Origin of the sequence: Ligilactobacillus sp. UO.C109, assembly GCF_026847815.1 — a bacterium.
GTDB lineage: Bacteria > Bacillota > Bacilli > Lactobacillales > Lactobacillaceae > Ligilactobacillus > Ligilactobacillus salivarius.
In genome coordinates, this window is sequence record NZ_JAPSFH010000003.1 from 50,354 (window position 1) to 65,371 (window position 15,018).

General features: G+C 32.8%; 16 protein-coding genes and 1 pseudogene. 16 read left to right on the top strand and 1 reads right to left on the bottom strand.

What is annotated here, in order from left to right:
• Positions 1–70: 70 nt before the first annotated feature.
• The 13 genes and pseudogenes from OZJ21_RS00305 to OZJ21_RS00365 all read left to right on the top strand — a co-directional run bounded on the left by OZJ21_RS00305 (position 71) and on the right by OZJ21_RS00365 (position 9,852).
• The gene (locus tag OZJ21_RS00305) at positions 71–967 is read left to right on the top strand and encodes an NAD(P)H-dependent flavin oxidoreductase (protein ID WP_098034790.1); all 897 of its coding nucleotides are present in this window, start codon (positions 71–73) and stop codon (positions 965–967) included.
• A gap of 100 nt (positions 968–1,067) precedes the next feature.
• Positions 1,068–1,889, top strand: a complete 822-nt coding sequence (locus OZJ21_RS00310; protein WP_225355961.1) for a phage minor capsid protein — start codon at positions 1,068–1,070, stop codon at positions 1,887–1,889.
• 99 nt (positions 1,890–1,988) lie between these two features.
• Entirely contained in the window at positions 1,989–2,234 is a 246-nt protein-coding gene (locus OZJ21_RS00315) for a hypothetical protein (RefSeq protein ID WP_034998326.1), read from the top strand.
• Complete coding sequence (locus OZJ21_RS00320) at positions 2,224–2,472, top strand: hypothetical protein (protein ID WP_003708519.1); 249 nt, start codon at positions 2,224–2,226, stop codon at positions 2,470–2,472. Before OZJ21_RS00315 ends, OZJ21_RS00320 begins: the two co-directional genes overlap by 11 nt.
• Positions 2,473–2,671: 199 nt before the next feature.
• Positions 2,672–2,920: pseudogene (locus OZJ21_RS00325) on the top strand (phage scaffolding protein); the annotation flags it as partial.
• Between the two features lie 331 nt (positions 2,921–3,251).
• On the top strand, positions 3,252–3,485 hold the full coding sequence (locus tag OZJ21_RS00330; protein WP_268857238.1) for a hypothetical protein: 234 nt from the start codon (positions 3,252–3,254) through the stop codon (positions 3,483–3,485).
• A gap of 429 nt (positions 3,486–3,914) precedes the next feature.
• Entirely contained in the window at positions 3,915–4,718 is an 804-nt protein-coding gene (locus OZJ21_RS00335; RefSeq protein ID WP_003706807.1) for an SDR family oxidoreductase, read from the top strand.
• A gap of 15 nt (positions 4,719–4,733) precedes the next feature.
• A complete protein-coding gene (locus OZJ21_RS00340) occupies positions 4,734–6,593 on the top strand; it encodes a BglG family transcription antiterminator (RefSeq protein ID WP_268857239.1) in 1,860 nt (619 codons plus the stop codon).
• Positions 6,594–7,091 carry a transcriptional regulator GutM gene (locus OZJ21_RS00345; protein WP_268857240.1) on the top strand — a complete coding sequence of 166 codons (498 nt, stop codon included), beginning with the start codon at positions 6,594–6,596 and terminating at the stop codon, positions 7,089–7,091.
• A gap of 11 nt (positions 7,092–7,102) precedes the next feature.
• Positions 7,103–7,645 (top strand): PTS glucitol/sorbitol transporter subunit IIC, encoded by a 543-nt coding sequence (srlA, locus tag OZJ21_RS00350; protein WP_003699442.1) that lies wholly within the window; start codon positions 7,103–7,105, stop codon positions 7,643–7,645.
• A 16-nt stretch (positions 7,646–7,661) separates the two neighbouring features.
• The gene (srlE, locus tag OZJ21_RS00355) at positions 7,662–8,687 is read left to right on the top strand and encodes a PTS glucitol/sorbitol transporter subunit IIB (RefSeq protein WP_003699444.1); all 1,026 of its coding nucleotides are present in this window, start codon (positions 7,662–7,664) and stop codon (positions 8,685–8,687) included.
• 37 nt (positions 8,688–8,724) lie between these two features.
• Entirely contained in the window at positions 8,725–9,105 is a 381-nt protein-coding gene (locus OZJ21_RS00360) for a PTS glucitol/sorbitol transporter subunit IIA (RefSeq protein ID WP_003699445.1), read from the top strand.
• Between the two features lie 66 nt (positions 9,106–9,171).
• Entirely contained in the window at positions 9,172–9,852 is a 681-nt protein-coding gene (locus OZJ21_RS00365; protein ID WP_099460247.1) for a fructose-6-phosphate aldolase, read from the top strand.
• 60 nt (positions 9,853–9,912) lie between these two features.
• Here OZJ21_RS00365 and OZJ21_RS00370 read toward each other — a convergent pair whose 3' ends face one another.
• Positions 9,913–10,908, bottom strand: coding sequence for a D-2-hydroxyacid dehydrogenase (locus tag OZJ21_RS00370; protein ID WP_268857241.1), 996 nt, complete (start codon positions 10,906–10,908; stop codon positions 9,913–9,915).
• Between the two features lie 206 nt (positions 10,909–11,114).
• Here OZJ21_RS00370 and OZJ21_RS00375 point away from each other — a divergent pair, with 206 nt between their 5' ends.
• The 3 genes from OZJ21_RS00375 to OZJ21_RS00385 all read left to right on the top strand — a co-directional run bounded on the left by OZJ21_RS00375 (position 11,115) and on the right by OZJ21_RS00385 (position 14,629).
• Positions 11,115–12,164, top strand: coding sequence for a PTS sugar transporter subunit IIC (locus OZJ21_RS00375; RefSeq protein WP_034982136.1), 1,050 nt, complete (start codon positions 11,115–11,117; stop codon positions 12,162–12,164).
• 849 nt (positions 12,165–13,013) lie between these two features.
• Positions 13,014–13,277 (top strand): helix-turn-helix domain-containing protein, encoded by a 264-nt coding sequence (locus tag OZJ21_RS00380; RefSeq protein ID WP_225357520.1) that lies wholly within the window; start codon positions 13,014–13,016, stop codon positions 13,275–13,277.
• 194 nt (positions 13,278–13,471) lie between these two features.
• Positions 13,472–14,629, top strand: coding sequence for a chloride channel protein (locus tag OZJ21_RS00385; RefSeq protein WP_003699473.1), 1,158 nt, complete (start codon positions 13,472–13,474; stop codon positions 14,627–14,629).
• Positions 14,630–15,018 lie beyond the last annotated feature (389 nt).

A 15,018-nucleotide genomic window follows, 5' to 3' on the forward strand; every position in this document is an offset into this window, starting at 1 on the left:
TTGGGATATCTTATAACTATATGGTTGTAAGATATCCTTTTTATATTTTAAATAATTGAGGTGAGAAATTATGAATCGAATTACAGAAATGTTAGGAATTAAATATCCAATTATTCAAGGAGCGATGCAAGATGTAGCCAAAGCAAGATTGGTGGCAGCTGTTTCTAATGCTGGTGGGCTAGGTGTATTAGCTTCAGGTCAAGATACACCTGAACAGGTACGCGAAGAAATCCATAAAGTAAAAGAATTAACTGATAAACCATTTGCTGTTAACTTGATGTTTTTAAATAAGAAAGTTCCAGAAATCGTTGATGTTGTCATTGAAGAAGGAGTAAAAATTGTAACAACTGGTGCTGGTACACCTAAATTGTACATGCCTAAACTAAAGGAAGCAGGAATAAAAGTAATGCCTGTAATTCCAAACGTAAAAATTGCTAAGAAGATGGAAGAGCTAGGTGTAGATGCTGTTATTGCTGAAGGTATGGAGAGTGGAGGTCATATTGGAACTATGACATCACAAATACTCTGGCCTCAAGTTGTTGACGCTGTAAAAATTCCGGTTATTGCAGCTGGGGGAATTGCTGATAATCGTGGAGTGAAAGCAGCGATGGCGATGGGAGCTGAAGGTGTACAATGTGGTACAATTTTCTCAATTTCTAAGGAAAGTCCCGTTGGTGACAATTGGAAGAAAGTGATTATTGAATCAAAGGACACTTCTATTGGTGTAATTGGTACAAAAATGGGAGTAGCTAGCCGAATAGTTGTAAATAAGAAAGCTAAAGAGCTATATGAGTTAGAAGACAAAATGACTGATAAGTTAAAATTCAATCAATTATTAGATGAGGCATATCAGAAAGCTGTCTATCAAGATGATGTAGAGAATGGGATAATATTTGCTGGTTCAGTCGCTGGAATGATTCATGAGAGCAAGAGTGCTGCAGAAATTATTTCTGATTTAATGAGGTAGTAGGTAAGCTAAAAATAATATTGAAATTGAAGAATTGTTAAGGATAAATTTTGTCCTTAACAATTCTTTTATAGAGATTATTTGTTACAAGAATAGTTTAATGTCTAGCTACTCTAACAGCCGTGAAGCGTGTGCTTATATTCAAGGCAAGGTAGTCAATATAGTTCCAACTAATGATCCTAATTATAATGACAAGTATGATTCAATCTACAATCACGGTTACGGTGAACCCGCTGGAACATTAGGAATTAACTGCAGGCACAAATTATTTCCACTTACTCCAGGTGTCAATGTAAATAACATGACCCAGTATAATCCTAAAGAAGCAATTAGAAATGGTAATTTGCAACAAAAGCAACGTTATTATGAACGCTCAACTAGAGATGCTAAGAAACGTTTGAAAGTTGTTGAGGAATTAGAAGACGAGCAGATGATAGCTCCTCGCACTAAAACACTAATTGCAGCACGTCAAAAGAAGTTAAGAGAATACACTAAAGAAACTAACAAGATGTATGGTAAGAAGTATGATATTTTGACTAGGGATTATGCTAGGAAACAAATTATTTCTAAAAATAAGCCAATAATTGAGCAATTTAGACGAGATGTAAGATATACTACGAATAGAAGGAAGGTTAATGATAAATCTTCTAGCCCAATAAGCAAACTAGAGCTCAATAAAATAACTAAGGTCTTTAGAAAAGCTAGCGGTCAAATCCTTATGGGACAAGAAATAGATGCTAGATTAGAAAGGGAAAGAGCAGAAGCATCAAATATTAATGACGCTATAATGCTTTCTTCTAAAGCTGGTCGAGCAGCTTTAGAAGAATTGATTCATGCTAAACAAATGAAGGTTAATGGAAATCCTGTAGACAAAAAAAGATGCTTGTTTAAGAGAAATTCAAGCTGGAAATATTTTACTTAAGAATGCAACTAAGTGGAATTTGACAGAGAAAGAGATTGAAGATACAAAGACATTAATAGAAATATATACAAATAAACTTAATAAGTTGGAGGAAGATTGATGAAAGCGATAGATGTTTTTTACTTGGAACACGACGATATTTCATGTATCACTGTACAAAGAACGGATATTGTGGCAGGTCAAAAGATAATTGATGAAAATGGAACAATATTTGAAGTATATGGTCTTGTTCCTAATGGTCGTGGATTGCTCAATGGAATTTCTAGTTTACTAGTTCATGGCAAATTTGAAGGGAATATTGTGAATTTAGTAGATGAACCTAAAGGGGTAACAAATGAAAATTAGTATTGAAACTAACTTATATGATATTTTAGATAAATTTCAATGTAAATGGGTTAATGTACAATTAAAAGAAGGTAAATCAGTAAAAGTGTTTCTCTTGGATATAGATTTTCTTGAAGATAATGATGTTGGAGACGCTATTGTGTATAACACAACTGGTAGTTTAGACTATGGAGATGCTATTTATCTAAAAGATATGAATGAAATTGAATTATATAAGGATGGTAAATCAAGAGAGTAACATTCCGACCTGAGTAAGTCATAAAACTGCTTTTTTTGTATGCAATCAATCAGCGTGGAGCGTTCCACGTAAAATAAAAACGATAGGAGAGATTGACATGAAACGTGAAGATTTGAAGGATTTAGGTTTGACTGATGAACGTGACGGCTTGAAATCACAACTTGGTGAACGAGAACGAGATAAGTAATTAGATAGCTTACAAAAGTCATCTAGAGATGTTGATGATTTAAACGAAGAAATCAAGCAATTACAATCTGATAATAAGAAAGCTAATGAAGAATGGCAAAATAAATTAGCTACTCAAACTAAGAATTTTAAAATCGAAACAGCATTACGTGAAGCAGATGAAGAAGAATTTGAAACATTGGTCGAAGTAATGTCCGCTAAGGTTAAAGAAGATAGACCAGTCTCATCAAGAGAAGCATTAAGACGCTTATGGGGAAAGTAAAATATGGTATAATAATCATATGAGAAAGTCCCGGAGGTGAGATATGAAGAAAATGTATAACTGGTTAAAAAAAGACGATCGTTTTTGGTGGATACTAATAATTACAGTAATACTAGCTATAATTATTGGCACGATGTTCTTCTGGGACTGGATGTGGAAGCATATTTATATTTGGATTTTTCTTTATATTAGCCTAAGTATAATAGGTAATGTGAGACCATATTGGCGAAGATGAGTAAACTATATTTTTAGATTATTAAAAGTCAACTGAAAAAATGAAGTGCCTTACAATCGCTAGACTTTGTCTAACAATTGTAAGGCACTTCAAATAGTGTCATTTAATAATAAGTTGAGTGAGAAAATAAAATCTAGTAGAAAAAAGTTAATTGATTATACAGTTAAATTCTCTACTGTTTTATCAGGAGTAATGCCTATTATCAAAGGTATAGGAGCTGCTGCAGTTGACGGAGCTCAAAAAGCTAGTGATTTACAAAATGCTTATGTTAAGACTTTTAATTTGCTAACTACTGGTGGCGAAAAGGCTGCAGAGGCTACTAAAATGTAGCTAAAATGCAGGCAGAAGGCAAAGAAATGTCTGTACAGTATGGTGTCAGTAAACAAAAGATTGCTGACGGTGGTTATTCATCTTCACAAGCACTCGGTTCAATGAAAACAATGCTACAGCCAGTGTAGCGTCAAGTGAAGATTTTAATGACGTTGTACATAATTCTACTGCGGCATTAGAAGTTTTTGGAGAAAGTAGATATAACAAAGAAGATGGCGACAAATACTAAATATATTAATGAAGTATTTCATTTAAATAAATTCATACACAGTGTTGATTTGAATTTATATTATCTATATAATTTTATTTAAATATTTAATTCGTGCAATATTTTTCTCAGATTTTAGAAATTCTTTGTATTAATTGTTGTAACCGTTAACACTAAAATAAGAATTGTAATAAAGATATAAAGTTATTGGAGGAATTCTTATGAGTGAGAACTGGTTGAACTTAAATGAAAAGGTGTACATTGTAACAGGTGGTTCTTCTGGTATTGGGGAAGCAATTGTAAAAGAATTATTAAATGACGGCGCATATGTATATGATGCAGATTTGCAACCAGCTAAGGAAGAACATGATCATTTAACATTTGTAGAGACAGATGTAACAAATAAAGAACAAGTTGATGCATTAGTTGCTAGAGTTATTGAAGAACATGGACATATTGATGGGGTTGTAAATAATGCAGGTATTAACTTGCCTAGGTTATTAGTAGATGCTAAGGAAAGTAATAGTAAATATGAATTAACTGAAAATGATTTTGACAAGATGTTCAATGTCAATGTAAAGAGTGTATTTTTAATGTCACAAGCTGTTGCTCGTCAATTAGTAAAACAAAAATCAGGTGTAATTGTTAATATGGCTTCTGAAGCTGGTTTGGAAGGTTCACAAGGACAAAGCATCTATTCAGGAACTAAAGCAGCGATTGTAGGTTTAACACGTTCATGGGCAAAAGAATTAGGTGAATTCAATGTTCGTGTAGTAGGTGTAGCTCCTGGAATTATGGAAGCAACAGGTTTAAGAACACTAGCTTATGAAGAAGCTTTAGCATATACAAGACACAAAACGGTTGAAGATATCCGTGCAGGATACAAGAGTAAGAGTACTACACCATTAGGAAGAAGTGGTAAATTATCAGAAGTTGCTGATTTAGTTGCCTACTACTTATCAGACAGATCAAGTTATATAACAGGTGTTACAACAAATGTTGCCGGAGGAAAATCTCGCGGATAGAAAGTGGGATAGGTTATGAATGTATTAAACTATCAATTGTTTAAGATTCTTACGACAAATGATTCGATTACAGTAGATAGGTTAGTTAGTGAGTTACAGGTATCTAAGAAAACTTTACAAAAGTATATAACGAGTTTGAATGAAGAATTAGGCGAAATAGCTGAGATTCAAGAAAAAAATCAAAAATATTATTTGAAAGTCGAAGATTATGCTAGATTAGCTAAATTTCAGACACATTATTTAAAGACAACTTTGGATTTCAATAATCCTTTAAAACGTCAAGCGTACATATTATTGATGCTGATTAAATCTAAAGGATATATGTTACTTGATGATTTATCTGAATATTTGATGGTAAGTAAAGGTACAATCAATCGTGATATTAAAGAAATAAAACTTCTATTAAAAGATTACGATACTACTATTCGATCGGTAAGTAACAACGGGGTAATGTTAGAAAGTAAGGCAGATTGTCAAATTGCTTTCATTCTACGTAACTTTGTTTGTGACTACTATGATTTGGGTGAGAAACTAGCAATTGAAGAAAAGCAGGAAATAACCAAATTAGTTAGAAAGTATGATAAAAGTAAAACAGTACGTAATTTAATAATAAGACATTTGAAAATACTTAACTTCTTACATGAGCATGGTAGAAAAATTTCAACGACGCCAGATTGTTATTATGAATTGACTAGTTCTGAAGTAAATGACGAAATTCTATCTATATTAAAGAAGTATTTACATTCAAAGGAAATAACAGAAGCAGAAAAAAGCTTCCTATTAATACCGCTGAATATCAACTATAGTAATAGAAATACTGAACGAATAAATAAACGCTTGATGTGGATAGATGAGTTGTTCGCAGAAATTTTTAGTCAAGTTAAGGAAAATATCAGTCTAGATATTGATTACAATCGAGTCTTTGAACAGATAAAGTATCATTCAATTTTCATGATAAATAGAAGTGCCACATATATGAGAAATGATGATCTATTCAGTCGAGAAATTGTTGAAAAATATCCAGTGGCAGTAGATTTAGCTATTATGACAGTTAATTTATTAGAAAGTAAACTGCATATTAAGATTTCAGATAAAGAATTGGGTTATTTAGCACTTTATTATCAAATGGAAATAGAAGATGAAAAAAGAGGGAATCCTCAATATCATAAAGTTGCGATTGTTGGTGAAGTAAGTAAAAGTATTCAAAATTTGATTATTAGTAGGTTAAATGAAACTTTTCAAGGAACAACTGAAGCGGATATTTTCAAGAGTAGTGAAAGTTTCAAGAAATCATCTGAACGTTACTTGATTGTATTTTCAACTTTACCACTTGAAAGTAAAGATGTTACAACTCCAATTGTTAGAATTCAGAGTATCTTTAAGAATGACGAATTAGTTAGCAAAGTAACTCTATCGCAAGTTATGGCGGGAATTAGTAGCCAACAAGTAAAATTTAGAATTCAAAGATTTGAAGAAAGAATTTCCTATTTGAAAGCTGTTGAGAATTTAATTGATACAGAAATTTCAACAGGTGAATTATTACCAGAATTTAAGCTAGATTGGAAGAAAAGAGAAGAAAAAATGAGTAATGTCTTCCAAAATGGGATTGCAATTCCGCATATGGTTGATAAATCTAATCATTCTAGAATATTATTGACGATTGGCATCTTATCAAAAGCTGTAAAATATCAAGGAAAAGAAGTAAGAATCATTTTCTTAATAGGTATACCGCAAAATCTAAACTCTAAATTGAGTAAGATTCTGTCTCACGTATACGACTTAATCTTTATGATTTCAGGATATGATGAAATTTATAATAATTTGTTGGAATATGACATGGATTTACCATTAACACAGATAACGGAGGGAATATAGATGATTATTTTAATAGGATTGATTGTTGTAGGGGCGTTTCTCTTACAAGGATTGTTTGGAATCTTTCAAATTAAAAATTTTTCCAGAAATTATCGTGAACTAAGATTACTAGGACCTTATCGCATTCTGATTGGTAAAAATCCTAAACGTTTCTTTTCAGGTTCATTGATGTTGATAGTGATAGATAATGATGGAAATATAAAAGAAGCCCGTTTAATGCAAGGGGTTACAGTGTTTGCTAAATTTAGAACATTGAAGAAACTCGAAGGCAAAAATATCGCGGTTTTAGCCGCAGATTATCAAGAGTTAAAGAGAATGAATAAATTGACTAGACAATGTTTATTGAATGCTTACAAAACTTTTGTTGATTTTAAGACACAAAAATTGTCAGCAAGTGCTTACGATACAAGTGTAAATGTGTTTAACATGCCATTATTTACGAAGATTGGTTTAATGGCAAACAATTTGAAGGCAAATATGTCAAAGAAATTTAATTAGGAGATGATCTCATGGATATAGTTGTAAATCTTGCATCAGGTTTTATGAACCTCTTTGAAACAGGTGGAAAAACATTCATTGGTTGGATGAAGACAATCGTACCAGTTGTATTGCTATTATTGGTTTTAATGAATACAATTATTGCATTCTTAGGTGAAGAAAAGATGGATAAGATTGCTAGAGGAGCATCTAAGAACATCTTTACACGTTATCTAATTTTGCCATTCTTATCAGCATTTATGTTAGGTAATCCAATGTCCTTTACAATGGCTCGTTTCTTACCTGAATACTACAAGCCAAGTTACTACGCTGCACAAGCTCAATTCTGTCATACAAGTAATGGGGTATTCCCTCACATCAATCCAGGTGAATTGTTTGTATGGATGGGTATCGCACAAGGTGTACAAAAATTAGGTTTGAATAGTATGGACTTAGCTATTAGATACTTATTAGTAGGTTTGGTTATGAATTTCATTGGTGGTTGGGTAACTGACTTTACAACTGCTTATGTATGTCGCACAACTGGAATTAAGTTATCTAAGACAGTGGATTAATTGGAGGTAATGAACTATGAGTAAATGGAACAGTATTAAAATCGTAAAAGGCTCAGGTGGTTGGGGTGGTCCAATCGTTGTAACACCAACAGAAGAAAAACATAAAGTAGTTTATGTAACAGGTGGTAACAGACCAGATATTGTTGATACAATTGTTGAATTAACAGGTATGGAAGCTATTGATGGGTTTAAGACAGCAATTCCTGATGAAGAAATCGCATTAGCAATTGTTGACTGTGGTGGTACTTTACGTTGTGGTATTTACCCAAGTAAAAATATTTTGACAGTAAATGTTCTTCCAACAGGTAAGAGTGGTCCGTTAGCTAAATACATTACTCCAGAATTATATGTATCTGCTGTAACTCCAAAACAAATTTCATTAGTAAATGCTGAAGACGCAGAAGCAATTGTTAAGCAGCAAAATGAAAAGGCTACCAAAGAAGAAACTGCAGCTGATAAAGAAGATGGAATAGATACTTCCAAGACATTGACACAACAAGGTCATGGTGGCGGATTTATCGCTAAGATTGGTATTGGTGTAGGTAAAGTTGTTGCTACATTTAACCAAGCTGCTAAGGAATCAGTACAAACAGTTTTGAATACAATTATTCCATTTATGGCATTCGTTGCTTTGCTAATCGGTATTATCATGGGTTCCGGTATTGGTAACTGGTTCGCTAAAATCATGGTACCTCTTGCAGGGAACGTTTGGGGCTTGATGATTTTAGGTTTCATTTGTTCATTGCCATTCTTATCACCATTGCTTGGACCAGGTGCTGTAATTGCCCAAGTTATCGGTACTCTAATTGGTGTTGAAATTGGTAAAGGTCATATTCCTCCACAATATGCATTACCAGCATTGTTCGCTATCAATACTCAAAATGCTTGTGACTTCATTCCTGTTGGTTTAGGTCTTGAAGAAGCTAAGCCAGAAACAGTTGAAGTTGGGGTTACATCTGTATTGTACTCACGTTTCTTAAACGGTTTACCTCGAGTATTTGTAGCATGGTTAGCTAGTTTTGGATTATATTCAGGAAAATAAAAGTAAAAAATGAATTGATGATGAGGTGTGATTTATTATGTTCTTACAAAAGAAAAAGACTAAACTTTACGAAACAGAAGTTATAGAAATTGGTGAAGAAGCTAAGAATTTCAAGGAAATTAAAATGGTTATCTTATTTGGTGAAGGTGCTCCAGATGCGCTTAGACCATCTTGCTACATCATTAAAGTAAATGAATTATCTGGCGAAATAAAGGCAGGCATGACTTTACAAATTGACGATGAAAAATACAAAATAACAGCAGTAGGTAACGAAGTTCAAACTAACTTGAAGAACTTAGGTCATATAGCTATTAATTTCACAGGAGATAAAACTGCTACATTACCAGGATCAATGTACGTAGAAGAAAAGGAATATCCTGAAATTAATGAAGGTACAAAAATTGCTATTATAAAATAAATTAGGGAAGCATAGGGAACGTTGAGGTTTCTCTATGCTTTTCTAGCATGAAAGGACAAAATAGATATGGAATTTTTATTAGATACAGTTGATTTGAAAAAGATTAAATATTACTGTGATAAATTAAATGTTAAAGGAGTAACTTCTAATCCAACGATTCTAAAAAAAGCTGGAGTAGGCGATGATTTATTCGTACATCTAAAAAAAATAAAGGAAATTATTGGAGATGAAAGAGAACTCCACGTACAAGTTGTAGCACCTTCTGTATCTGGAATGATAGATGAAGCTCACAAAATTGTAGATGAAGTAGGCAAGGATGTATATATTAAAGTTCCAACTACTTTAGATGGGTTAGAAGTCATGAAAAAACTAAAGGCTGAAGGAATTAGAGTAACAGCAACTGCAATTTATACGGAATTTCAAGGTTATCAAGCAATTAATGTTGGTGCTGACTACTTGGCTCCTTACTATAATAGAATGTTAAATCAAAATATTGATTCAGCTGAGGTTATTAGAAATCTAGCTAAAAGAATTAACTTAGATAATAGTAATACTAAAATTTTAGCTGCAAGTTTCCATAATGTAGCACAAGTAAATGAAGCATTAAGCAATGGTGCTCAAGCTGTAACAGTTGGTCCTGATATTGTAGCATCTGCTTTTAAGATGCCATCTATTTCTCAAGCTGTGGCAGATTTTAGAAATGACTGGGAAAGTCTATATGGTGACAAAAATATAAATAACTTATAGTAAGTATAATAAAAAACCTCTGAGACAGATTCTCAGAGGTTTTTATTAGGATTAAACTAATTAGTTTACACGTGTTGAAGCATTGCCAGTTTCCAATACTTCTAAAGTAGCATTCAAACCACCTTCAACTAAGTTTTTAACAGCTTCATCAGTGTAGTAAGCTACGTGTGGTGAGTAGATAATCTTATCAGATTCGAGTACTTTCTTGAATGTTTCGTCTTCAATATCTTTTCCAGTTAGGTCAATAGGAACTAATGGACCTTCGTGTTCGTAAACGTCAAGACCAGCTCCAGCTAAAAGACCATCGTCTAAAGCTTTCAATAAATCTTCTGTATCAATTAAAGCACCACGAGCCATATTAACTAGTACAGCATCAGATTTGAATTTCTTGAACATTTCATAGTTAAACATATGATGATTTTCCTTGAAAGCAGGCATATGTAAGGAAATAATGTCTGCATCGCGGATAGCATCTTCTACGGAATCACGATATTCCAAGATACCATCTAATTTATCACTAGGATATAAGTCATAGCCGACAACTTTAGCGCCGAAACCATGGAAGATTTTAGCTACATGGTAACCAATACGTCCAGTTCCGATAACAGCAACTGTCATGTCACCGACAACACGACCTCTGATTTCAGGTTCCCATGAGAAATTATGTTCCTTAACACGTTTTTCGATTAGTGGGAATTTACGTACTAAGTTCAATGCTGTAGTTACAGTGTATTCAGCAATTGATTCTGGGGAGTAGCTAGGCACGTTAGTAATAATAATGCCATTTTCTTTAGCAGCATCTAAATTGTACATATCATAACCAGCACTACGTTGTGCGATTTGTTTAATACCAAATTCTTTCAATTTAGGATATAAATCATCAGTAACTTCCGCTACTTGCATTAAAGTTAGACCGTCAAAACCCTTAACTTCATCAATAGTATCGGATGTAAGAATGTCACTAGTCATATCAATGTTAACGTTGTGTTCTTTTGCCCAGTTTTCAGCCATTGGACGTTCTTCATCACGAACACCAAACATTTTGATTGAAACCATTAAAAATTCCTCCTCATATAAATGATAACCTTTACAATATGTATTATATCATTATTATAGCAGAATGCTTAAATATAAGTGTTAAATTTAATTAATTTTTTACGTTTTTCTCTAATAAAAAAAAGAAACTAAAGAAAAATATATTTACATTGCTCACAATCTCACTTATAATAGTGTATATATTTTACATAAAGAAGGTGACGAATTTGGAAACAACAAAGATTACACCCAAAGTTTTCATTGATCGTGTTTTAGGCGGTACTGCCATCGGGATTATAGTTGGTTTAATTCCTAATGCTGTTCTTGCCGCTATCCTCAAGATGTTCGGCACTAATCCTTTTGCCGTACATTTAGGACAAGCAGCAATTATTTTCCAATTAGGAACACCTTTAATTATTGGTACATTGATTGCTCAAAAGTTTGGCTTTGATGGAATGAAGATGACCGTAGTTGGTGGAGCCGCGTTTGTAGGTTCTGGCGTAATTAAATACTTCCCAGCGTTGAATAAAACAGGTGCCTATGTAGGTGCTGGAACAGGTGATATTATTAACACTATGTTAACAGCATCGATTGCAGTTGGATTAATTCTGTTGATAGGCGATAAATTTGGATCAGTAGCAATTGTTTTAACACCAATTGTAGTAGGAGCAGGTGCTGGCTTAATTGGATTCTATATGTATCCATATGTTACAGCGATAACTTCCGCAATTGGTAATGTGATTAACACATTTACAGAATTACAACCAGTTTTAATGTGTATTTTAATTGCCTGCTCTTTTGCAGTGTTAATTATCTCTCCAATTTCAACAGTAGCGATTGCGATGGCTATCCAAGTTAACGGTTTAGCTGCTGGTGCTGCTGCAATGGGAGTTGCTGCAACAACACTTGTACTTGTAGTAAACTCATGGAAAGTTAACAAGCCAGGGGTAACAATCGCGATTGCCTTAGGTGCGATGAAGATGATGATGCCTAACTTATTTAGACGTCCAATTATCTTAGTACCATGTTTCTTTACAGCAATAATTTCTGCAGTTCCTGTAGCTTTGATGTCAATTTCTGGTTCTCCTGCTTCCGGTGGTTTTGGTTTAGTAGGTTTAGTAGGACCATTAGCATCAATTGAAAAAGGCTTAGGCGTTGTCGCAGCATTGCTAGCATGGTTAGTTATTCCAGTTATTGCGTCACTTGTTGGTCAATTCTTATTTGAAAAAGTATTTAAGCTATATGACCGCAAAGATGTTTTTGAATTTTTAGGTTAGAAAATATTAGAGTTGAATAATTGATGAAGACACTAGAGAAATCTGGTGTCTTTTTAAATGATGAATTATTAAATATATCAAATATAGATATAGGAGAAATTCTAAAATTTATGCAAATAAAGCGATATCAAAGTTTATTTTGCATAAATTAAGAAATTGGTCCTATGTCGAAATCGCAAAAATTAACCTAATAGTTTATAGTTTAATGACCTAAGCTTTGTTAGTATATAAGTGTACCGATGAAGCTAGTGGATAAGGTGTGACAAGCCGCCTAGCCATACGTCTCTTAATAACTACTATGACGAAATATACGGATACGTTTATTTTTTCTAATTTCCACTTAGGTAGTACTAATTGGGAGCAACGAAAAAAAGTTGTGTAGAGAGAAGCAAGGGGACTCATATCTGAAACTAAGACACTTGCCGTCAGGGATTCGCAATATGCCATCTTCAGTTAATTAAGGCTGATTACCTTAGGAACCAAAGAAGAATATCAATTAAGAATTCGTGTCGTGAAGTTGTAGTAACGCAACTATAACTGACGAGTAAGGTTTGAGTAGCCAAAATCGACAATATTACATTAACTGGAACATTGCACATGTTTGGTGAAAATTGGATAGGAAAAGGTCTATGCCCTGAACTTGAAATGCGGACTAGGTCGTGGAAGTTGCTAGCCATGATGTGCTAGTCTGATTCAGTAGTCTAATAAGTCCAGATACAAGAGTATCCCACGTAAGCCAATACGTGTCGGTTTACATAATTTTTAGTCAATGCAAATTTTGCGTTGGCTATTTTTGGTATAAAGTGTTAGAGGTATGTATAATTAAATTGAGGTGATTACATGAAGCCAATGTATATTTCGATAAATTCAGAAAAAACTGGTGCTAACCTAAAAAGTTTATTCAAAAACAATGGGTACAGTGTACGTGACATTCAATCAGTTATGGGATTTGAGAATCCACAATCCATTTATAAATGGTTATCTGGTAGATCATTACCTAGTTTGGATAACTTAGTCATTCTCAGTAAGGTTCTACATACCACAATCGAAGACATCCTCGTTGTTGACGGGGATGTTGTTTTTTTATTTTTTATAAGAAATAATTTACGATAATTAAGAATTTCATACATACTCTACAATAGTTCTAGCCTAGAAGCATTTAATATGGTAATCTTTTAAAAGATAATATAGGTAAAGAGACTTAAATTTAAAATTGAAATAAAAATTTTTTAAAAATTGTATCAAGTGGGTGATTGTTGGTAAGGATGTTTGAAAGAAAAAAATTTTTTTTAGTTTTGCTAGGTTTAATGTATAGTAGTGTGCTTGCTTTGATTTCCTATGCATTTATTATGACTGAAAAGATACTAAGTCATATTTTGTGGGAATCAGTTTCTCAATGGTTGCATGTAAATTTTGTGTATTCGTTACTAGTATTAACTATTTTATGTAGCGTGGTTATTTTTTTAAAGATTAAATGGGGTAATTTACCTAAGACTAGTCATGAATTATTACACGAATTTAAAGCTAAAGGAACAGCATCATATAGAAAGACATGGCATAGTTTGCTGCTAGCTTTAGTGATTTTAATTTCAGGAGCTGGAGTTGGTCCTGAGGCTCCTTTATTGGGAGCAGTTATTGCTTACTCTATTTGGCAGGCAGATAAACTTAGATATTTAGAAGCAAATTGGAACCAGTTGGAAAAATCTAATCCTATAAAGTGGATAAAGTATATTTTTCATCCTAGTCATTATTTGTTATCTTATTCAATTAATCAAAAGAAGATTGGAAAAACTTGGCGAAACTTATTAATTGCGAATGGCTTACTTGCCTTTTGGTTAATGATGAGATTAACTGATCAGCCATCATTTGTGACTAAGTTAGGAAAAACTAATTGGTCTATGGTAGATTTATTAGTATTTTTACCTCTTTGTTTGTATGGATTTGTTTTTGGTAAAAGCTATAGTTGGTTAAAAAAAGTAATTTTTATAAATTTAGATCATTTGAAGATCTCTTTACCATTTAAAATTTGTATAGGTGCAATGGTTATTTTCTTAATGAAACTATTTATTCCAACGTTACTATTTTCGGGTCAACATAGTTTACATACTGTTGCTAAACTCGGTATGAGTACACCTGTTGTAATATTATTTATTTTATCTCTTATAAAGTTATTGTTCTTAGATTTATGTTTATGGACAGGATGGACTGGAGGGGACATTTTTCCAGTAACATTTGCAGCTTTTCTACAAGGATTTGGAATGGCACAACTTTTTCCACAAATAGATAGTTTATTTGTTGTCTTAGTTGTTAGTGTGTCTATAGCTATCACTCTCCTTGAAAAAGAATGGTTAGCAGGTATCTTTATAAGTTTATTTTTCCCAATTACTCTTTTCCCAGTTTCGTTACTTGTAATTGGATTGACAATTCTGGGGAGAAAAATAAAAATGAAATTTAGTAGAATATAATTATTTATCAATTATTAAAAATGTAGACATTCGCGTTGTTAACGGGAATGTTATTTTTTACTAAAAGAATATTTTGCAAGTATGATTAAATTTTATTGACAAAAGTATAGTAAAGTTATATGATTTGGTTAATGAAATGAGAGGAGTGTGAATATTATGTCAAAATTTATTAATACACAATGTTGTTGTTTGGTAACATGTTGTTCAGTAGGCAACATGGATTTTGGCATGCAGAAAATTAGATTCACACTTCCAAGATTGGATTAAACTGTATATATTTATTATCGGTACCGATGCAGATTAATTTAATCAGTTAGATTATATGAGATAATAATAACTGGACTTGCGATTCTAATTTTTTGGAGTTGCAAGTCCTTTTTGTTTATCTG